16 protein-coding genes are annotated in these 20,237 nt (G+C 71.1%); 8 read left to right on the forward strand and 8 right to left on the reverse strand.

Annotated elements, in window-relative coordinates; all coding sequences use genetic code 11:
- Positions 1-23 precede the first annotated feature (23 nt).
- From EG812_RS02225 to EG812_RS02240, 4 genes are all read left to right on the forward strand, one after another.
- Positions 24-1,025, forward strand: a complete 1,002-nt coding sequence (locus EG812_RS02225; protein WP_126710587.1) for a carbohydrate ABC transporter permease — start codon at positions 24-26, stop codon at positions 1,023-1,025.
- Between the two features lies 1 nt (position 1,026).
- The gene (locus EG812_RS02230) at positions 1,027-1,863 is read left to right on the forward strand and encodes a carbohydrate ABC transporter permease (protein WP_013734785.1); all 837 of its coding nucleotides are present in this window, start codon (positions 1,027-1,029) and stop codon (positions 1,861-1,863) included.
- An 11-nt stretch (positions 1,864-1,874) separates the two neighbouring features.
- A complete protein-coding gene (locus EG812_RS02235; protein ID WP_013734784.1) occupies positions 1,875-3,077 on the forward strand; it encodes an ABC transporter ATP-binding protein in 1,203 nt (400 codons plus the stop codon).
- A 161-nt stretch (positions 3,078-3,238) separates the two neighbouring features.
- On the forward strand, positions 3,239-4,825 hold the full coding sequence (locus EG812_RS02240) for a hypothetical protein (RefSeq protein WP_126710588.1): 1,587 nt from the start codon (positions 3,239-3,241) through the stop codon (positions 4,823-4,825).
- A gap of 110 nt (positions 4,826-4,935) precedes the next feature.
- Here the strand turns inward: EG812_RS02240 and EG812_RS02245 are convergent, their stop codons facing one another.
- From EG812_RS02245 to EG812_RS02265, 5 genes are all read right to left on the reverse strand, one after another.
- A complete protein-coding gene (locus tag EG812_RS02245; protein WP_126710589.1) occupies positions 4,936-6,663 on the reverse strand; it encodes an L-lactate permease in 1,728 nt (575 codons plus the stop codon).
- Positions 6,664-6,727: 64 nt separating this feature from the next.
- Positions 6,728-7,711 carry a DMT family transporter gene (locus tag EG812_RS02250; RefSeq protein WP_233579340.1) on the reverse strand — a complete coding sequence of 328 codons (984 nt, stop codon included), beginning with the start codon at positions 7,709-7,711 and terminating at the stop codon, positions 6,728-6,730.
- Positions 7,712-7,927: 216 nt separating this feature from the next.
- The gene (locus EG812_RS02255) at positions 7,928-8,998 is read right to left on the reverse strand and encodes a winged helix DNA-binding domain-containing protein (RefSeq protein WP_199743818.1); all 1,071 of its coding nucleotides are present in this window, start codon (positions 8,996-8,998) and stop codon (positions 7,928-7,930) included.
- Between the two features lie 430 nt (positions 8,999-9,428).
- Entirely contained in the window at positions 9,429-10,016 is a 588-nt protein-coding gene (locus tag EG812_RS02260; RefSeq protein WP_232510900.1) for an HAD family hydrolase, read from the reverse strand.
- 41 nt (positions 10,017-10,057) lie between these two features.
- The gene (locus EG812_RS02265; RefSeq protein ID WP_199743791.1) at positions 10,058-10,546 is read right to left on the reverse strand and encodes a GNAT family N-acetyltransferase; all 489 of its coding nucleotides are present in this window, start codon (positions 10,544-10,546) and stop codon (positions 10,058-10,060) included.
- Between the two features lie 167 nt (positions 10,547-10,713).
- Between EG812_RS02265 and wrbA the strand changes: the two genes are divergently transcribed.
- Positions 10,714-11,331, forward strand: coding sequence for an NAD(P)H:quinone oxidoreductase (gene wrbA, locus EG812_RS02270; protein ID WP_013734777.1), 618 nt, complete (start codon positions 10,714-10,716; stop codon positions 11,329-11,331).
- Between the two features lie 86 nt (positions 11,332-11,417).
- On the opposite strand, the gene EG812_RS02275 is transcribed toward wrbA, so the two are convergent.
- Positions 11,418-13,331, reverse strand: coding sequence for an anthranilate synthase family protein (locus tag EG812_RS02275; protein ID WP_126710592.1), 1,914 nt, complete (start codon positions 13,329-13,331; stop codon positions 11,418-11,420).
- 257 nt (positions 13,332-13,588) lie between these two features.
- Between EG812_RS02275 and EG812_RS02280 the strand changes: the two genes are divergently transcribed.
- The 3 genes from EG812_RS02280 (at position 13,589) to EG812_RS02290 (ending at position 18,018) form a co-directional block, all read left to right on the forward strand.
- Positions 13,589-14,974: an FGGY family carbohydrate kinase gene (locus tag EG812_RS02280; RefSeq protein ID WP_126710593.1), complete on the forward strand. Its 1,386-nt coding sequence runs from the start codon at positions 13,589-13,591 to the stop codon at positions 14,972-14,974.
- A gap of 120 nt (positions 14,975-15,094) precedes the next feature.
- Positions 15,095-17,599 (forward strand): sensor histidine kinase, encoded by a 2,505-nt coding sequence (locus tag EG812_RS02285; RefSeq protein WP_126710594.1) that lies wholly within the window; start codon positions 15,095-15,097, stop codon positions 17,597-17,599.
- Positions 17,596-18,018, forward strand: coding sequence for a roadblock/LC7 domain-containing protein (locus EG812_RS02290; protein WP_013734773.1), 423 nt, complete (start codon positions 17,596-17,598; stop codon positions 18,016-18,018). The genes EG812_RS02285 and EG812_RS02290 overlap by 4 nt, the downstream gene beginning before the upstream one ends.
- A 45-nt stretch (positions 18,019-18,063) precedes the next feature.
- Here the strand turns inward: EG812_RS02290 and EG812_RS02295 are convergent, their stop codons facing one another.
- Positions 18,064-19,293, reverse strand: coding sequence for an MFS transporter (locus EG812_RS02295; RefSeq protein ID WP_126710595.1), 1,230 nt, complete (start codon positions 19,291-19,293; stop codon positions 18,064-18,066).
- A 57-nt stretch (positions 19,294-19,350) separates the two neighbouring features.
- Positions 19,351-20,154 (reverse strand): DUF3152 domain-containing protein, encoded by an 804-nt coding sequence (locus tag EG812_RS02300; protein WP_126710596.1) that lies wholly within the window; start codon positions 20,152-20,154, stop codon positions 19,351-19,353.
- Positions 20,155-20,237: the final 83 nt, after the last annotated feature.

The raw sequence follows: 20,237 nt of genomic DNA on the forward strand, positions 1-20,237 counted from the left end.
CGACACCACACGGGGGTGAGAGCATGAGCGTCAACGCCACCCCGGCGGGCGCGGACGTGGCCGCCGACGGGACCGACACCCGCAGCACCGGTCGGCACGCCGCCGTGCCCGCGCAGCGCAACAACCGACGGCGCAAGCCGCCGCTGAGTGAGAACAAGCGGGCCGAGCGTCGGCTGGGTCTGCTGCTGTGCGCCCCGGCCGCGCTGGTCATGCTCGCGGTGACCGCCTACCCGATCCTCTACTCGGTGTGGTTGTCGTTGCAGCGCTACGACCTGCGCTTCCCCGCCGAACGCGAGTTCGTCGGTCTGCAGAACTACGTCACCGTGCTGACAAACGAGTTCTGGTGGACCGCGTTCGGGGTGACCATGCTGATCACGGTGGTCACCGTGGCCGTGGAACTCGTGCTCGGCATGGGCCTGGCGCTGATCATGCACCGTACGCTCGTCGGTCGCGGCATCGTCCGGACCTCGGCCCTGATCCCGTACGGCATCGTCACGGTCGTCGCCGCGTTCTCCTGGCGGTACGCGTGGACGCCCGGCACCGGCTACCTGGCCAACCTCTTCTCCGACGGCGCGCCGCTGACCGAGCGGGCCAGTTCGCTGGCGATCATCATGCTGGCGGAGATCTGGAAGACCACGCCGTTCATGGCGTTGCTGCTGATGGCGGGCCTGGCCCTGGTGCCGGAGGACCTGCTCAAGGCGGCCTCCACCGACGGTGCCACCGCCTGGCAGCGGTTCACCAAGGTGATGTTGCCGGTGATGAAGCCGGCCATCCTGGTGGCGCTGCTGTTCCGCACCCTTGACGCGTTCCGGGTCTTCGACAACATCTACGTGCTGACCTCCGGGGCCAACGAGACCTCGTCGGTGTCGATGATCGCCTACAACAACCTGATCCGGGGCCTCAACCTCGGCATCGGCTCGACCATGTCGGTGCTGATCTTCATCACCGTGGCGATCATCGCGTTCGTCTTCGTGAAGTTGTTCGGTACCGCTGCCCCCGGCAGCGACGACGGGGAGAGGCGTTGACATGGCTGACACCACCGCCCGCCGCGCCAAGCTGCAATGGGGCCTGCTGAACGCCGTCGTGGTCGTCTTCGCCCTGATCCCGGTGCTGTGGATCATGTCGTTGTCGTTCAAGACGCCGGCCACTCTCACCGACGGGAAGTTCATCCCGCGGGAGTGGACGCTTGACAACTACCGCAACATCTTCGGCACGGACCAGTTCGTCCGGGCACTGATCAACTCGATCGGCATCGCGATGATCGCGACAGTGATCGCCGTCGTGCTCGGCGCGATGGCCGCGTACGCGATCTCCCGGCTGGACTTCCCCGGCAAGCGGCTGCTGATCGGGGTGTCCCTGCTGATCGCGATGTTCCCGCAGGTGTCGCTGGTCTCGCCGCTGTTCGAGATCGAGCGGCAGCTGGGTCTCTTCGACACCTGGCCGGGCCTGATCCTGCCGTACATCACCTTCGCGTTGCCGCTGGCCATCTACACGCTGTCGGCGTTCTTCAAGCAGATCCCGTGGGACCTGGAGAAGGCGGCCAAGATGGACGGCGCGACCCAGGCGCAGGCGTTCCGGCGGGTGATCGCCCCGCTGGCCGCGCCGGGCCTGTTCACCACGGCGATCCTGGTCTTCATCTTCTGCTGGAACGACTTCCTGTTCGCCATCTCGCTGACCTCCACCGAGCGGTCCCGCACGGTGCCGGTGGCGCTGTCGTTCTTCACCGGCGCCTCGCAGTTCGAGGACCCGACCGGGGCCATCTGCGCCGCCGCCGTGGTGATCACCGTACCGATCATCCTGTTCGTCCTCTTCTTCCAGCGCCGCATCGTCTCCGGCCTGACCTCCGGCGCCGTCAAGGGATAGGTGGGTTTCTCATGGCTGACATCGTGCTCGACAAGGTGAGCAAGAAGTTCCCGGACGGCACCACGGCGGTGCGGGACGTCGACCTGGAGATCGCCGACGGCGAGTTCGTGATCCTGGTCGGCCCGTCCGGCTGCGGCAAGTCCACCACCCTGAACATGATCGCCGGGCTGGAGGACATCAGCTCCGGCGAGCTGCGCATCGGCGGCCAGCGGGTCAACGACAAGGCGCCCCGCGACCGGGACATCGCGATGGTCTTCCAGTCGTACGCGCTGTACCCGAACATGACCGTGCGGGAGAACATGGCCTTCCCGCTGCGGCTGGCCAAGCTGGATCGCGCCACCATCGACCAGAAGGTCGAGGAAGCCGCCAAGGTGCTGGAGCTGACCTCGCTGCTGGACCGCAAGCCGGCCAACCTCTCCGGCGGCCAGCGGCAGCGGGTGGCGATGGGCCGGGCCATCGTGCGTCAACCCAAGGCGTTCCTGATGGACGAGCCACTGTCCAACCTGGACGCCAAACTCCGGGTGCAGATGCGGACCGTGGTGTCCCGCCTGCAGAAGCAGCTCGGCACCACCACCGTCTACGTCACCCACGACCAGACCGAGGCGATGACCCTCGGCGACCGCGTCGTGATCATGCGAGGTGGGGCGATCCAGCAGGTCGGCCCGCCGCAGGAACTGTACGACCACCCGAACAACCTCTTCGTGGCCGGTTTCATCGGCTCACCGTCGATGAACTTCCTGCCCGCGACGGTCGAGGAGGGTCGTCTGCGTACGGCGCTGGGTGACCTGCCGATCGGCGACCGGATCCGCCGCGAGTTGGAGGGCGCCGACGCGCCCCGCGAACTGATCCTCGGCATCCGCCCCGAACACTTCGAGGACGCCGAGCTGGTCGACGAGCAGACCCGCGACCGGGGCATGGAGTTCACCGCGCCGGTGGACATCGTCGAGTCGATGGGCTCGGACAAGTACGTCTACCTGACCGTCGAGGGAGGCCGGGCCAGCGCCGCCGAGCTGGAGGAGTTGGCCGCCGATGCCGGTGCCGCCGACCTCGCCGGCTCGAACCTGGTCACCCGGCTGTCGGCCGAGTCCACGGTGACCGAGGGGGAGGACCGGCGGGTCTGGTTCAACCTGGAGAAGCTGCACCTGTTCGACCCGTCGAACGGTCGCAACCTGACCCTGCACGAGGGCCGCTCGGCAGGGGCGCTGGCCGGCTGAGACCGCTGTTGACCCGCCGCGTGGGGTGCACCTGCTGTCGTCGGAGCAGGCGCACCCCACGGCGTTGTATCGCGGTGAACCGAGCCACGCCGGGCGACGTCATGAGGGGTACGCACCGTCAAGCCTGCGCCGACATCGAGCGCCAGATGCGGAGGATTGGTATGGACCCTGTGCAACAGATAGGCACCCGCCAGAACGATCTCAACGATCTCTACAGGATCACCGCCGAACGGCTGCACTGGATCACCGATCGTGACCGGCTCCGGCGCATCACCGCTGACCCGGCCAAGGTCAGTGCCATCACGAAGGCCGTCAGCACCTGGCAGAAGCACAACATGCAGCGGGCGGGCGAGGATGAGCAGATCTACGCGGCCGGTTCGACGGAGAGCCGGGATTACGCCTATCGCCAGAAGCACTTCGAGACCGTGTACGGTCCGCTGCGAACCGCCTTGAAGATCCTCAAGGACAAGGCTGAGGAAAAGGGCAACGAGAGGTACTACAACAAGATCAGCTCTGCCCTCGACGGGCTGAAGTTGATCGACAAGGGTGAGCGGGAACTCTTCAAGCTTCGGACGTCGGTCATGGCACCCGTCCAGGCGGAGCTGTCCGAGCGGCGCAGGCCGAACCAGGGGCCGGACTTCGAGGTGAGCGAGGGGGCGGTCTACGCGGACCGGGAGCCGGTCGAGGAGCTTCAGGAGCGCCTGGACGACGAGCGACCCAGCATGCTGCGAAGCTTCGCCCAGACCGATGTCCTTTCCGCCGCAGCCGGCCTGGCCAACTGCAACGACATGGCCGACTCCACCATGGCGGCGGCGAACGCCACGCTCTACGATCCGATGTCCCAGTACGGTGACCCGATCTACCGGGTCACCTACGACCGGGATCACGACGGCGAGGACATCGCACCGGAGTACGCCTTCCCGCACACGAACGTCGTCGTCGGGCCGCCGGAGTATCCCGGGTCGGTCCAACTCGATCCCTGGGTGATGGATCCCCAGATGGTGAATCCGGCGCAATCGACCATTCCCGAACCGCATCTCTACCGCAGGTACGGCGGTGCGGCGACCGGAGTGGACTTCCGGCAGGAGGTGCGCGACGACATGCCGGAGTCGAGCGTCGACACGCCACTGACCCGGGAACAACTCCGTTCCTTGGAGGTGGAGCGCGACGCGCGTGAGGAGCACATCAGGGACCAGGTGGGCCAGGGCTTCGTACCTGTGGATCACCAGACCCAGATGACCTGGCTTGCCGATCGCGAGGACGCAGCCGACATCGTCCACATCCATACCAACAGCCAGGCTGTCTACGACTCGTACCACGGGCCGGGGCAGCCGTTGAGCCCGGCGGGGTTTCTGGCAAACCTCGGCAACGGATACCAGGTGCCGCAGGACCACGGCATGGCGACCAACGCGTACGAGGCCCCCGCTTCGCCCACCGCGTCGGAGATCGAGGACGTCCGGGCGAGGTTCCAGGCGACGCGGGTCTCGTCGATCGGCTCGACCACCGACTGGAGTTCGAGTTCCTCGTCCGAGGCGGATTCGGTCGTCAACATGTCCGGGCCGCAGTTCACCCAGTTTCAGGTGCAACAGCAGTCGTCTCCCCGGCAGCCGGACGTGGCCGCTGCCGCCCGGGCCGTCAGTGGCGCCGCCTCCGGCAGCCGCCCCCTCGCGGGTAGCTCGCGCTCGGGTGAGCAGAGTCAGCCAGGTCGGCAGCACCCGCAGCGGCAGGCCCGCCGCAGGGGACACTGACCGCCACCCGGTCACCGATGTCCGTTGACCGGCCGCTCCGGGTGCATCTGTGGTTGCCGCGGCGACAACAGATGCACCCGGTGGGTGCCGCCCGCACGTACGGGCAACCGTTACGGCACCATCCAGCTCAGCACCGGGGTCGCCTGCAAGCCGACAAGCACCGCCATCGCACAGATCAACACCACGCTCCAGCCGAACATGCGCCGGAACAGATCACCCTCGCGGCCGTTGAGCCCCACCGCGCTCGCCGCGATCGTCAGGTTCTGCAATGAGATCATCTTGCCGACCACTCCGCCTGACGCGTTGGCCGCGGCGAGCAGCACCGGGTCCAGACCGGCGCGCTGCGCGGCGGTGACCTGGAGTGCACCGAACAGCGAGTTGGACGAGGTGTCCGAGCCGGTGAGCGCCACACCCAGCCAGCCGAGTACCGGCGAGAGCAACGCGAACAGGCCACCGGCACCGGCCATCCAGGTGCCCAGAGTCGCGGTCTGCCCGCTGCCGTTCATCACGAAGGCCAGCGCCAGCAGTCCGCACACGGTGAGGATCGCCCAGCGCAGCGAGGCCAGCGTCTGCCCGTACGCGACGACTGCGGTGCGCACAGTGACCCGCAGGATCACCATCGTCACCAGTCCGGCCAGCACCAGCAGCGTGCCGGTCGAGGAGAGCCAGTTGAACCGGAACACCGGCAACGTCGACGGCGCGCCCGAGGTGGTCAGCAGGTGCAGTCCCGGCCAGTTGAAGGTCACCGTGACGGCGTTGAGCGCGTCCGCGATCGCGGGCACCTGCGACAGGCCGAAGATCGCCACGATCACCAGGTACGGGGCGTACGCCCGCCACACCTCGACCGACGTGTCCGGCGGTGGCGACGCCACATCCGTACGGCCGACGACCGCCACCGCCTGCTCTGTCGGCCTGCCCGGTGCTCCCGACCCGCCCGGTGCTCCCGACCCGATCGGGCCGCCCGGCGTGACCGTCGTGCCGGGTCCTGCCGGAGCGGCGGCGTCGATCACCGGGTCGTCGTGGCGCCGAGGCGGCCACACCCGCGCGGTCACGGTCACCACCACGGCGCTGACCAGCCCGGCGACGATGTCGGCGAGGGCCATGGCGAAGTAGTTCGAGGTGAGGAACTGGGCCAGCGCGAACGACACGCCGCAGGCGAGGGCGATGTGCCAGGTCCGGCGCAGCCCTCGGCGACCGCCGACCATGCCGACGAGCAGCAGCGGAATGAACAGTGCGATCACCGGTACCTGTCGTCCGGCCATCGCGCCCAGGTCGCCCGTCGGCAGGTCGGTGACCCGGGCCAGTGTGGTGATCGGCAGGCCGAGCGGCCCGAAAGCGGCCGGCACGGTGTTTGCCACCAGCGCCACGGTGGCCGCCTTCATCGGACGGAAGCCCAGCGCCAGCAGCATCACCGTGGTGATCGCGACCGGCGTACCCTGGCCGGCCAGCCCCTCCAGCAGCGAACCGAAACAGAACGCGATCACCAACGCCTGCACCTGCTGGTCGTCGCTGACCCGGGCGAAGGAGCGCCGGAGCACGTCGAAGTGTCCACTCGTCACCGTCATCCGGTAGATCCAGATGGCGGTGCCGAACGTCCACACCAGCGGGAACAGCGCGAACGTCGCACCCTGACTCGCGGTGAGCAGCGCCTGCCCGGTCGGCATCGAGTACGCCACGACGGAGACCAGCAGCGCGACGGCGAGTGCGCCGAGCGCCGCCAGCCACGCCCGTACCCGCAGCACACCGAGCAACAGGAACAGGGTGACGATCGGCAACCCGGCGACGAGGGCGCTCAACGCCAGCGAGTCGGCGAGCGGGTCGAGGGTCGGACGGTACACGCGCACCTCCGGGGCAGGTCGGCCGGCCGATCGCCGCACGAGAATGCTCAGTGTGCCCGGCCGGCTACACCGCCCTTTCTTCAGAATTGCGCTGTCCCGGCAACGAGAGCCCGGAATCCGCGACGTGTCCGAGGCGTACCGCCCGCCGCTCGCCGATGGTGAGTGCGACCACGGCACCGAGCAGGATCGCCGATCCGGCGACGGCAGGCACCGTCAGCCGCTCGTGCAGCAGGAGCACAGCGATCACGGCGGCGGTGACCGGTTCGACCAGCGCGACGACCGACGTGGTGGTGGCCCGCACCGTCGCCAGCCCGGCGAAGAACAGACGGTACGCCAGCGCGGTCGGCACGAGTCCGAGATAGGCGAGCAGCCCCAGGACCTGACCGGTCTCGCCCGAGGTGGGCAGGAGACCTTCGACCAGGGCCAACGGGAACAGGCAGACCATCCCGACGGCGAAGCCTCCCAGGGTGGTGATCTGCGGGCTGCCGCTGGTGCCGTCGCGGCCTACCTTCCGGCCGAGCAGGGTGACGCCGGCATAGCCGGCTGCGGACAGCAGCGCGCAGAGCAGGCCCGGCATGGGTGCCGATCCGGCACCGTCGGTACCGCCGCCGACCAGCAGCACCAGCCCGGCCAACGCCATCGCCACGAGCACGGTCCCGCTGTGGCCGAGCCGTTCGCCGACCAGCAGGTGAGAGCCGGTGGCGATGAGGATCGGCCCGGCGCCCAGGGTCACCACCGTGGCGATGGCCAGGCCCGCGTAGCCGACGGCGGCGAAGTAGGCGGTCTGGTAGACCGCCAGCCCCACTCCGGTCACCACGACCTGTCGCCAGTTGACCTCGCCCGATGCCGGGGTGCGGCCCCGGACGAGTAGGTGGACGGTGAGCAGGAGCAGGACCCCGCTGGCGAACCGCCAGAAGGAGACCGCGATCGGCCCCAGGCCACTGGTGGCGTAGAGGATGGCCGCCACGGCACCGCCGGTACCCCAGGCGATTGCCGCGACACAGATGTAGAGGATTCCTCGCCCGATCGAGGGCGTACGCGTGTTCACACAATTCTCCGATGTCATCGCCGCCCGGGCAGCACAACAGCGCCCGGGCTCAGGAAGGTGAGAGCCGGGCCGGTCAGCTGGGATTACCGGGTGGCCGGTGGCGGCGAGACAACGACGTTCATCAGGACACCGTACTCGTGACGACGGGCACGGATCAGCTCGACAGGAGTGGACGCGACACTGCGGCGGGCACGCTCTGGTGGCCGTCGGAACTGCTCACTGACTCCAGGTGATCCGGGGCGGCAGGGCGAGAAAATCGGCGTACCGATTGAGGGCCTGCTCGACCTGCTCGCGCCGAACGGGATCGAGGTCGACCAAAGGCTGCACGGCGAGGGTGACGCGGGTCTTGGCCAGGCTTCGTTTCCAGGTGCCGACCACCCGGCCCCCGACCACGACCGTCGCCTGGAAGACACCGTTGCCACCAGGGATGATGGCCTGCTTGTGCTCCGGGTCGAGCATCAGCGTGCGGTCCTTGTAACCGAGCAGGTACTCGTCGAAGCCGGGCAGGGCCAGCACGTCGTCCACCTCGCTGCGGGGCGCGTCGAGCAGCGGGGTGTGCAGCACCGCCTCGGCGCCGTCGACCACAACGGTGGTCAGATCGTCACCGGCGGCGGCGATGCCGCGCTTCGCGTCGGCGGCGGTCAGGCCGGTCCAGCCGGCAAAGTCCTGCCGGGTGGTGGGGCCGTGGCTGCGGAAGTAACGCAGCGCCAGGGCGGCCAACGCCTCGTCGCGGTCGAGCTGGTGCTGGTCGGGTGCCCACTCGTCGAGCAGTGCGAAGGTCTGTTCGGTGCCGATGTTGGGGGCGATGCAGGTGACGCCGCGCTGGGCCGCGTACCACAGCAGGTGGTAGCCGCGTTGGCCGGCGCCGTCGATGCCGGCCGCGACAAGTGCGGCGACGCACTCGGCGCGGGTGAGCCGGCCGCCGCCGGCCAGCGCCGCGCCCAGCACGTCGACCGCGCGGTCGGCCTCGGCCTCGGACAGGCCGAGGAACTCCCGCCGCTTCGCGGCACCGGCCAACGCGCGTACGCCGGTCAGCTCCAGCAGCCAACGAGCGTCCCGGGCCGGAACCAGGTGGATGGTGCCGCGCATCGGCCAGGTCCGCAGCGCCTCCCGGCGCTCCAGCGCGGCGTGCACGTCCGCGTGGGTCGAACCGGGCAGTCGTACGCCCAACGACCACATGCCGCTGGCCAGGTCCTGCGCCTGCATGGCACCGAACCACTCCACCACCTCGGCGACAGTGGTCAGCGGCGGGGCGGTGGCGTGCGGGCGCAACCGGAGACCGGCCATCCGCAGGGCGAGCGCCTCGGCGCCGGTCAGCGCCGTCGAAACGGTGGGTGCCACGAGGTGGGCCGCCTTCCCTTGCTGCTGGTCCACCGCAGCATAGGAGTGCCCACCGACATCAGCGGGCCACGACATCCAGGCCAGCGGGCACGACTCCAGGCGAGTCAGCATCCCCCTGATCGCGCTACGCCGGTACCCCCCTGATCGCGCTACGCCGGTACCCCCTGATCGCGCTACGCCAGCTTCGTCGGTGGCGGAGCGCGATCCCCCGTTCAGGTTCGCCGCCGCGGGGCGGCGATGCGAAGTCGCCGGCAGCGGTCTTCTCAGGATGGCGCTTTCCAGCCCGGTCGAGAACCATCCGAAGGGCACCTTGCGGAACTCTTGAGCAAAGGCGCGAGCTGACCGGCCGCCCGGGTGGTGTCCCGCGCCGCACCGCTCAGCCCTGGCGCGGCTGCGGCACCCGTACCGCCGCCATGCCGGCGGCCGTGGCGGATTCGATCCCGAGGTCGGCGTCCTCGAAAACCAGACAGGCCTCCGGGGGTACGCCGAGCAGTTCGGCGGCGCGCAGGAACGGTTCCGGGTCGGGCTTGGGTCGGGTGTAGTCGCCGGCGCAGACCAGCACGTCGAACCGGTCGAGGATGCCCAGCGCACCGAGGGAGGCGGTGACCGCCTCGCGGGTACTGCCGGAGACCACCGCGAACGGGATCCGTCCGTGTGCGTCGTCGATGTGGTGCAGCACCCCGGGGATGCCGGCCGCGCTGGGCAGCAGTTGCTGGTAGAGCGCCTCCCGGCGGGCGATGACCGCCTCCAGCGGCATGTTCAGCCGTTGCTGCTCGTTGAGCGCGGCGACGATGTCGGCGGTCGGCCGACCGGCCCAGGCGTAGAACAACTCCTCGGGGAACTCGCAGCCCCACTCGTCGAGGGCCTGCCGCCACGCCGTGTAGTGCTGGGGCATCGAGTCGACGATGGTGCCGTCGCAGTCGAACAGGTACGCCTTGAAGTCGCCGGCTGGCAGGGGGAGCATCACGCGGCCCAGGCTATCCGGCCGTACGACGAGCGCCCGGATCAGAGCCGCTGGTACATCACGAGCAGGTCGACGTAGCCCTCGTCGGGGTGGTGGAAGCCCTCCGGGATCCGCCCGACCACCTCGAACCCGAGCGACCGCCACAACGCCACCGCCCGGGTGTTGCTGGCCACCACGGCGTTGAACTGCATCGCCCGGTAGCCGTCGGCCCGGGCCAGGTCGAGCACGTGCCGCCCGAGCGCCCGACCGATGCCACGCCCGGCCGCCCACGGGGCGACCATGAAGCTGGCGTTGGCGACGTGGGCGCCGGGGCCCAGCTGGTTGGGGGTCAGCTTCGCCGAGCCGAGCACCGTGCCGTCGGGTTCGACCGCGACCACCGTACGACCGGGCGCGGGTACCAGCCACATCCCCCGTGCCTGTTCCTCACCGACGTCGCGGGGCCAGGTGTACGTCTGACCGGCCGCGACGATCTCCCGCAGGAAGGGCCAGATCCCCGACCAGTCGTCGGCCGTCGCAATCCTGATCTCCATGGCCGCGAGCATGCCAGCCGGCAGGCTGCCCGAGCCAACCGTTATCGCCGCGTGGGTCAGCGCTTACCGCCGCGATCGCGACCAGGTCAGGCAGTGCCGCGAATGTTCACCGACGCGAAGTTCGGGTAACTGCGAAGCCTGCTCATGATCGAGGAAGGGGGCGTGTGATGGCGGCACAGGTCAAGGTGGCAGTGATCTACTACAGCGCGACCGGCATCACGTATCAGATGGCTCAGGCGGCCAGCGAGGCCGCCGGTGACGCGGGGGCCGAGGTACGGCTGCGCAAGGTGCGGGAGTTGGCACCCGACGAGGCGATCCGGTCGAACGCAGGGTGGTCGGCGCACCACCTGGAGACACAGCACATCGAGGAGGCCCAGCTGGACGACCTGAGCTGGGCCGACGTGGTGATCCTCGGGGCGCCGACCCGGTACGGCATGGTCGCCGCCCAGCTCAAGCAGTTCATCGACACCACCGGCCCGCTGTGGGCCAAGGGTGCGCTGGTCAACAAGGTCTACTCGGCGTTCACCTCCACCGCCACCAAGCACGGCGGGCAGGAGTCGACGCTGCTGTCGTTGTTCAATGTCTTCTACCACTGGGGTGGGATCGTGGTCACCCCCGGTTACACAGATCCCAGCCAGTTCGTCGCCGGCAACCCGTACGGTGCGTCGCACGTCAGCAACAACGGCGAGACCGCACCGGATGACATCGCCCTGACCGCGACGGCACTCACCGCCCGCCGGGCGGTGCAGATCGGCGCGGCGGTCAAGAAGGGCCTGGCCGGTTGAGCGTCGACGGACCGGTGGCCCGGGCGGGGGCTCTCAAACCCGCCCGGGCCACCGGCCGTCAGCAGCGCTACCCCGGATCGGCGCCGCTATGCCTGCACGGTGGGGGAGAGTTCACCGGCCGGTGCCGGCAGCAGGTCCCGCAGCAGGTCGGCCAGCACGGCCAGACCGTCCGGGCTGAGCACCGATTCGGGGTGGAACTGCACCCCGGCGAAGCCCGGGCCGCGCAGCGCGTGCACCGCCCCGTCGGCTTCGTCGCGGGCCAGTTCGACCGGACCGTACGGGCTCCCCTGCCGGTCGGCGGCGGCGCGGGCGGTGAAGGTGGCGTAGAAGCCGAGGCGTCGGGGCGTACCGAACATCGGCACCGTGCGTTGCAGGCCCTGGTAGGGCGCGGCTCGACGGTCGACCCGCAACCCGAGCAGCCCGGCCAGCAGCTGGTGGCCGAGGCAGACCGCGAGCGTCGGTCGGCCGTCGGCCAGCAACACCCGCAGCAGGGCCCGTAACCGCTGCATCTTCGGGGTGTCGCTGTTCGGGTCACCGGGCCCGGGCCCGACCAGGACCAGGTCGTACCCGGACAGCGGGGCGTCGGCGTGCCAGGGCTGCACGGTGACCGTCAGACCCAGCGCCCCCAACTGGTGGGCGAGCATCCCGGTGAAGGTGTCCTCACCGTCGACGATCAGCGCCCGACGGCCGGTCAGGGCGGGCACGGCGAGTGCCCCCGGCGGCCGCTGGTCCAGCCAGAACCGGGACAGCGGCGCGTTGCGGGCCGCCAGCGCCGCGCGTACCTGCGGATCGTCGGCCAGCCGGCCCACCGGGCCGGTGCCGGCGGTCGGTGCCTGCGGTCCCAGGCCCAGGGCGGCCAGCACGCCGGCCGCCTTGGCGTGGGTCTCGGCGACCTCGGCCGCCGGGGTGGAGTGCCGCACCAGGGTGGCACCGACCGGCACCCGCAGGGCACCGTCCGGGGCGATCTCGGCGGTACGGATGAGAATGGGTGCGTCGAGGGTCTGCCGGCCCGTGTCGTCGTGACCGAGCAGGGCCAGCACGCCCGCGTAGTAGCGGCGGCCGGTGCGCTCGTGTCGGGCGATCACCCGACAGGCGTTCTCCATCGGGCTGCCCGTCACCGTCGGGGCGAACATCGTCTCCCGCAGCACGTCGCGGACGTCCTTCGAGCCGCGACCGGCGAGCAGGTACTCGGTGTGCGCCAGATGGGACATCTCCTTGAGGTACGGCCCGACCACCTGACCACCGTGCTCGGCCACCGTGGCCATCATCTTCAGTTCCTCGTCGAGGACCATGTACAGCTCCTCGACCTCCTTGGTGTCGGCGAGGAAACGCAGCAGCGCCGCCCGGTCCGCCGCCACGCCGGTGTGCCGGAAGGTGCCGCTGATCGGGTTCATCATGACCAGCCCGTCGTCGACGCTGACGTGCCGTTCGGGGCTGGCGCCGACCAGCGTGCGGGCACCGGTGTGCACCACGAACGTCCAGTACGCGCCGCGTTCTCGCAGCAGCAGGGAACGCAACGCGGCCAGCGCGGCGGTCAGCGGCGCACCCTGCACCTGCGCGTGCAGGGTGCGGTGGATGACGAAGTTGGCCCCCTCGCCGCGGCCGATCTCGTCGGCGAGCACCCGGGCGACGGTGTCGGCGTACTCGTCGTCGCTGATGTCGAAGGCCGCGCCGGTGGTGCGTACCGGACCGTCGGGCAGCGCGTCGAGGACCTCGGCCAGCGGCAACCGTGCCCGACTGTCGATGCGCAGGCATTCCAGCGGTACGCCGTCGTCGACGCAGGCGAAGCCCCGCTCCGCGACCTGCCGGAACGGCACCAGGGCCAGTGTGGTGGGGCCGGCCGGTCCGGCGGGCAACGGGATGTCGGCGAGTCGGTCGACGGTGCCGACCGGGCCGGTGAACAGGTCGAGATGCTCGGCACCGTCGCGGCGGATCAGGGCGAACGGGCCCGGGTCGGTGCCGTCGGCGAGCGCGGCGAGCAGGTCGGTCAGCGGTGTCATCGGGTCTCCTCGGGCCGGATGCCGCCGTCGGGGGCGGCCCACGGGCCGGAAGAGTTGACCGGCGGCCGCCTCGTCGGGCGGCCGCGTGGGGAAAGCTACGCGCGGGGGTGGGCCGCCGGGTCGGCGGGCCACCAGCAGGACAGTCGCGCGAGCATGCGCTCACCCTACGCGCGGGGCGGGCGCTGCGGAAGCCGTTCGGCGTACCCGGGCACGCGGCAGGGTTGTGCTCGCCGAGCCACCGGGTACGTTGACCGGCGATGAACATTCTCGCGCTGGACCTGGGCACCTCCTCGGTGCGTGGGCTCGTGCTGGGTGACGACATCCAGCCGGTGCCGGGAGCGTTGGCCCGGCGTCGGATCGACCTGACCGTCGACGACGAGGGCACCGGCACCCTCGATGCCCGTGGCTACCTGACCTGCCTGCTCGACTGCCTGGACGAGTTGAACGAGCAGGGCTGGCTGCGCGAGGTGGAGATGGTGGCGATAAGCGCGCAGTGGCACTCCGTCCTGCCGCTCGGCGTCGACGGTCAGCCGCTCGGCCCGGTGCTCACCTGGCTGGACACCCGGCCCGAGCCCGCCCCGACGCAGACCGGCCCGGCCGATCCGGACGCCTACCACCAACGCACCGGCACCTGGTGGCACCGCTGCTACTGGTCGGTGCGGCTGCCCTGGCTGCGGGCCCGGTGCGGCAGCCCGGTGGCCCGGTTCGTCGGCCTGGTCGAGTACGCCCTCAGCCAGCTGCTCGACGACGCGCCGATGTCGATGTCCCAGGCGTCCGGCACCGGCCTGCTGGACATCAGCACCCTCGACTGGGACCCGGAGGCCTGCGCGTTGGCCGGTGTCGGCGGCGACGAACTGCCGCAACTGGCACCGTCTCACTGGCGGGGACGGCTGCGTCCGACGTACGCCCGCCGGTGGCCGGCGTTGGCGCGGGCGTCCTGGTCGCCGCCGATCGGTGACGGTGCCGCCTCCAACGTCGGCTCCGGCTGCATCGACCACACCCGGGCGGCGGTGACCGTGGGCACCTCGTCGGCGGTGCGGCTGCTGCAACGGATGCCCGCGCACGCGCCGCTGGCCCCGCTGCCCCCGCGGCTCTGGCGCTACCGTGTCGACCACGAGCACGTGGTCACCGGGGCGGCGTACTCCTCCGGGGGGAACGTGTTCGCGTGGGCCGATCGGGAGTTGCGGCTCCCCGAGGGCCCGGCGCTGGAGGCGGCGCTGTGGGGGCTGTCGCCCGGTGACCGGCGCCCGGTGAACGTGGCCCTCGGCGGTGACCGGCCACCGGGCAGCCGTCGCGCCGGCTCGGGTGAGCTGGGCGGGTTGAGCTTCAGCACCACCGCGGTGCAGATGCTGGCCGGACTGATGTACGGCGTGTGCGAGCAGGTCGTCGACGACCTGGCCGCGCTGGAGTCCACCGTCGGCGCGCCGGTGGAGGTGGTCCTCGGCGGCGGGGCGATGGCCGCCTCGCCGTGGTGGCGGGCGGCATTCGTCGAGGTGCTGGCACCCCGGCAGGTACGTTTCGGGCGGCATCCGGAGATCGGCGCGACAGGTGCCGCGCTGGTCGCCTGTGACCGCATCGCCGACGCCGTCGAACTGGCCGATATCGGCCAGACGGATGATCAAAGCTCGCCGGGCACGGCATAGGGTGACGCCCGGCGGTGCCCTCCTGAACCAACGTAAGGGCAGGGCGTTGACACTGGTCCGGGACCTGGTTGGATAACGGGCGCTCCCCGGGCCGCGGCGGACGCGTGGGAGGAGGAGCTCGTGGCAGCAGGACCGGACCAGGCCTCGACGGTGTCGAACCATCGTCGGCGACGGTTCGATGTCCGGGTGGTGCCCCACCGCCGCCGTTCGGCGCTGCGGCTGCGGGACTGGCGGATGCGCACCAAGCTCGCCACGGTGCTGGTGATCCCGTCGGTCGCCTTCCTGGTCCTGGCGGGGGTGCAGACCCAGAGCCTGGTCAGCCGGGCCAACACGTTGAGTGACTTCGCTGCGCAGGTGGGCATCGGGCCGGAGATCGCCGACCTGGTGCACTGGTTGCAGCAGGAACGCGACCGCACCGCCGGTGAGTTGTCCGCGTTGCGGGCCGCCTCCTCCGAGGAGGAGAGCGCGCAGGTGGTGGAGGTGCTGAGGCCGTACCGCGACGGCGTCGACCAGGCAGCGCAGGCGTTGCACCGGGCCGCCGAGCCGGTGGGCAAGGGCGACTCATCCTGGGCGGAGACCTACTCGGTGGCCCACCAGGCGTACCAGCAGATCCTCTACATGCGCAACGTGATGACCACCGTGGTGTTGAGTGACGACACCATCCTCGGCAACTATCACCGGGCGGTCGACGCGCTGCTGACCCTGCTCGCCCAGCCGTCGCCGGGCGCCGAACGGCCGGAGTTGTCCGACGCGGTGCTGCGCTACGTGCAGTTCGCCCGGGCCAAGGATCTCTCCTCGCGAGTACGCGCGGAGCTCTACGCGGCGGCCCGCAACGGTGGGTACCAGGACAACGACCGGGCACAGCTCAACGATCTACGATCGCGGCAGCTGACGGCGTTGGGCGCGTTCCGTGTCGCGGCGAGCAACGCGCAGGTGGCCCGCTACGACCAGATGAGTCAGCTGGATCCCTTCGTCCAGGCCGGCCGGCTGGAGGAACGGGCGCTGACCCAGAACCCGACCGCGCTGACGTTGCTGGCCGACGACGACTGGTGGACGTTCAGTGAGGTCCGCCATGACCTGCTGCGGGATTTCGAAGCGGGGATCCTCGCGGACTCGGCGACCCAGGCGGACCGGGCCAGCGCCGCCCAGCTGCGGGAGACGCTGCTGATGGTCGGCGTGATCATCACGGTGCTGCTGGTGGCCGTGCTGATCTCGGTGCTGATCGGCCGGTCGATGGCCCGGTCGATCCGCCTGCTGCGCTCGCAGGCGTTGCGGATCGCGCAGATCGAGCTGCCCGACGCGTTGGCCCGCTTGCGGTCGGTCTCCGGCGGTGTGCCGCAGATCGAGGTCTCGCCGGCGGTGGTGCGCTCGCTCGACGAGATCGGTGAGCTGGCCGAGGCGTTCGTCGCGGTGCACCGCAGCGCGGTCGGGGTGGCCGTCGAGCAGGCGAACATGCGACGCAACGTCAACGCGATGTTCGTCAACCTCGCCCGGCGCAGCCAGGTGCTGGTGGAGCGGCAGCTGGAGCTGCTCGACGACCTGGAACGCGAGGAGAGCGACCCGGACCAGTTGGAGAACCTGTTCAAGCTGGACCATCTCGCCGCCCGTATGCGACGTAACGACGAGAGCCTGCTGGTGCTGGCCGGTACCGAGTCGACCCGCCGCTGGAACCGGCCGGTCGGGTTGAACGCGGTGCTGCTGGCGGCGAGTGCCGAGATCGAGCAGTACCAGCGGGTGCGGCACGAGGCGGTGGCCGACCTGCATCTCGTGGGGCATGCCGTCGGCGAGGTGGTGCACCTGCTCGCCGAGCTGCTGGAGAATGCCACCGCGTTCTCCCGTCCCGACACGATCGTGCAGGTGATGGCCCGCGCGGAGGGCGCCGGCGCGACGGTCGAGATCGCCGACCAGGGTCTGGGCATGAGCCCGACCGCGCTGGCCGAGGCCAACGCCGTACTGGCCGAGCCGCCGGCGGCGGACGTGGCGACGGTCGAGCGGATGGGTCTGTTCGTGGTCAGCCACCTGGCGGCCCGGCACGGCATCGAGGTGCGGTTGCACGGCGGGACCGGCGGGCTGGTGGCCCGGATCCGGCTGCCCGGTGCGTTACTGGCGGCCCCACCGCCGCCGGGTCTGGACCCGGTGCCGTCGCCGCGCGCGCTGCCGGTGCCCCGCTCACAGGCACCGGTGACCGCCGCGCAGCCGGTGGAGTTGCCGGTGGCCGGGCGGCGACCGACCACCGTGCCCCGACAGGCTCACCCCGTGCCGGTACGCGCGGAGGACGTGCTCGCCCCGGCGGCCGCGCCGGCGTCGACCGGCAGCGGCTGGTGGTCCCGGGAGGGGCCGTCGTCGCCGGCGACCGCCGGCAGTCCGGCACCGCCGTCGGTGCCGGTGACCGGGGGCACCAACGACCGGGGACTGCCGATGCGGGTGCCGATGGCCCAGTTGCGCAGCGTCACCCAGCCGGCCCAGCCCGGGCAGCAGCAGGTGGCGCGGCACGACCCGGACCCGGAGGCGGTCGGCGGCATGTTGTCGAAGCTGTACAGCGGTGTGCGACGTGCCGAGGCCGAGGAGACCACCGAGATACCCGTGCCACCGCCCGGGACATGGAGTGAAGGAGGACCCAAGTGACAACGTTGTCTCAGGAGGCCCGGGACCTCAGCTGGCTGGTCAGCGGGTTCGCGGAACGGGTGCCCGGTGTGGCGCACGCCGTGGTGGTGTCCTCCGACGGACTGCTGGTCGCCATCTCCGATCACCTGCCGCGCGACCACGCGGACAAGCTCGCCGCGGTCACCTCGGGCCTGATGAGCATCACCGCCGGTGCGGCCCAGATGTTCGACGGTGACGTGGTCAAGCAGACCGTGGTCGAGATGGGCCGTGGCTACTTCCTGGTGATGCAGATCCGCGACGGCTCGATCCTGGCCACCCTGGCTGCAGCGGATGCCGACATCGGTGTGGTGGGCTACGAGATGGCCCGGCTGGCGAAGCAGGCGGGGGAGATGCTGACCCCGGCCCTGCGCGCCGAGCTGCAGCAGGCCCTGCCCCGCTGACCCGGGCCCCTCGCCCAGCGGCCGGGGCCCTTCGTGACATCGCGCTCAGCGCAGGCCGAGGGCACCGGGCGTGGCGGGTCGGGAAGCGAGCCACCAGGCTGCGGTGGCAGCGACGGCGACCGCGCCGCTGAACACGAACGGCGCGCCCAGGCCGGCGCGGGCGGCAAGTGCGCCGCCGGCCAGCGCGCCGAGTGCCGTGGCGCTGTAGGTGACCAGGCGGGCAGCGGCGATGACCCGACCCAGCAACCCGCCGGGCACCAGCCGCTGCCGTACCGACAGGGCGGCGACGTTGAGCACGGCGAACGCCGCGCTGGTGGCGACCACCACGACCACGGCCACGGTCCGGTCGGCGACGACCGCCAGCAGCACCGGTACGCCCGCGGTGACCGCCATCGACCAGGTGAGCACGGTGCGGTGGCGGAACCGGGCGATCAGCCGGTCGGCGGTGAACGAGCCGAGCAGACCGCCGACCGCCCCGGTGGCCAGCAGCAGTCCGAAGCCGAACGCGCCGAGGTCGAGGGCGTCGCGGGCATAGAGCACGAAGATCGCGAACCAGGCGGTGTCGGCGGCGGCCACGGCGGCGGTGACGAGCACCAGGGTTCGTAGCATCGGCTGGCGCACCAGCCAGCGCAGGCCGGCCAGGACACCGTCGCCGTCGGCGACCGGCGCGTCGTCGTCGCTGCCGCGCCGGTGGGCCAGGGTCAGCGGCAGGGACAACACCAGCATCACCGCCAGGGCGAGCGTGGCGCCGTTGACGGCGAACGGGATGGCGGCACCGACGACGAACAGCAGCGCCCCCACCGGGGGGCCGACGAACTCGTTGCCGACGATCTCACCGGCGACGAGCCGCCCGTTCGCCTTCTCCAACTGGGCGTCCGGGACGAGCCGGGGTACGGCGGTCTGGGCAGCCGTGTCGCGGATGGTCTCGCCGACGCCGAGCAGGAACGCGGCGGCCACCACGAGGGCGATGGTCGCCCAGCCCAGGGCGATCGCGGCGGCGAGCGTGCCGAGCACGACGACCCGGCCGGTGTCGGCGACGGTGAGCAGGCTGCGGGCCCCACGGCGGTCGGCGAGGGCACCGGCGAGCAGACCGGACACCAGCCAGGGCAGGAACTGGGCGGCGGCCACGGCGGCGACCGCCAGCGGATTGTCGGTGAGCGTCGCGGCCAGCAGCGGGAAGGCCGCCACCCGGATGCCGTCACCGAGGTTGGCCAGCGCGGCCGCGCTCCAGAACGTCCAGAACGGCCGGCCCAGCGATCGTCGATTCCGATCCATCCCGCGAGCCTAGGCGCAGCCCGCGTCCGGCGGGACACCACCCGGGCCGTCGATGGGTCAGCCCGGCAGGCCCCGGTCGCGCGGCGGGATCCGATCGTCGTAGCTCCCGGATCGCCCGGAGTAGCGGCGACCGTCGAGGTACGGCAGGCCGTTTGGCGTGCAGCCGTGCAGGCCGAGGGTCTGCTGCTGCATCACCGGCGCCGGTCGGCCACGGCCCGGGCACAGTTCGTGGCCCATGCCGAGACGGTGACCGACCTCGTGATTGACCACGTACTGGCGGTAGTGGTCGACGTCGGTGCCGAAGCCGGGTGCGCCCTTGACCCAGCGGGCGACGTTGACGACCACCCGGTCACCGTTGCGGCAGGAGGTGTAGCCGTCGGGGACGTCCTGGCACAGCCGGTCCCGGGTGACCGGGGTGGCCAGATAGATGGTGAAGTCAGGACGACGGTCCGGGCCGACCCGGCGCAGCCGCCACTGCCCACCGGCGCTCCAGCCCTGCGGGTCGGAGAGGATCCGGCTGACCTCGGCGGCGAACTCGGTGAGCGCGATGCCCTCGATGCCCCGCTCGATCGCCACCTGGTAACGCAGCAGCCGACCCGGCCCGGTCCTCGGTGCCGCCTCGCCACCGGCGACGTCCCAGCGGTTGGCGCCCCGCGCCGGGTAGCTGACCGGCGCAGGGGGCGTGGACGCGAGCGGTGCGGCGGCCACTCTCGGTCGGCCGGCCGGCGACGCGGTCACGACCGGCGCGAACGGCGCGGCGGGCGCGGGCATCGCCGGGGCACAACCGGCCAGCACGACGGCGACCAGCGGGGACGCCCACGACCGGCCGCGACCGGCGGGCATCCGAGGGGCGTACGACATCATGGTTCTCCCTCCACTGCCTGCCCGGGTCGGGGCGGCGGGGAGGAAGACGACCGGCATCGGTGGAAAGTTCATCCGCCGAC

Source organism: Verrucosispora sp. FIM060022, assembly GCF_003977705.1.
In the GTDB taxonomy this organism is placed as follows: Bacteria; Actinomycetota; Actinomycetes; order Mycobacteriales; family Micromonosporaceae; genus Micromonospora; species Micromonospora gifhornensis.

Coding starts and splice junctions, on each gene's coding strand:
- EG812_RS02300 (WP_126710596.1), bottom strand. CDS start 20,154: ATGTCGTACGCCCCTCGGATGCCCGCCGGTCGCGGCCGGTCGTGGGCG.
- EG812_RS02230 (WP_013734785.1), top strand. CDS start 1,027: ATGGCTGACACCACCGCCCGCCGCGCCAAGCTGCAATGGGGCCTGCTG.
- EG812_RS02235 (WP_013734784.1), top strand. CDS start 1,875: ATGGCTGACATCGTGCTCGACAAGGTGAGCAAGAAGTTCCCGGACGGC.
- EG812_RS02280 (WP_126710593.1), top strand. CDS start 13,589: ATGAACATTCTCGCGCTGGACCTGGGCACCTCCTCGGTGCGTGGGCTC.
- EG812_RS02240 (WP_126710588.1), top strand. CDS start 3,239: ATGGACCCTGTGCAACAGATAGGCACCCGCCAGAACGATCTCAACGAT.
- EG812_RS02225 (WP_126710587.1), top strand. CDS start 24: ATGAGCGTCAACGCCACCCCGGCGGGCGCGGACGTGGCCGCCGACGGG.
- EG812_RS02265 (WP_199743791.1), bottom strand. CDS start 10,546: ATGGAGATCAGGATTGCGACGGCCGACGACTGGTCGGGGATCTGGCCC.
- wrbA (WP_013734777.1), top strand. CDS start 10,714: ATGGCGGCACAGGTCAAGGTGGCAGTGATCTACTACAGCGCGACCGGC.
- EG812_RS02295 (WP_126710595.1), bottom strand. CDS start 19,293: ATGGATCGGAATCGACGATCGCTGGGCCGGCCGTTCTGGACGTTCTGG.
- EG812_RS02275 (WP_126710592.1), bottom strand. CDS start 13,331: ATGACACCGCTGACCGACCTGCTCGCCGCGCTCGCCGACGGCACCGAC.
- EG812_RS02260 (WP_232510900.1), bottom strand. CDS start 10,016: ATGCTCCCCCTGCCAGCCGGCGACTTCAAGGCGTACCTGTTCGACTGC.
- EG812_RS02255 (WP_199743818.1), bottom strand. CDS start 8,998: ATGGCCGGTCTCCGGTTGCGCCCGCACGCCACCGCCCCGCCGCTGACC.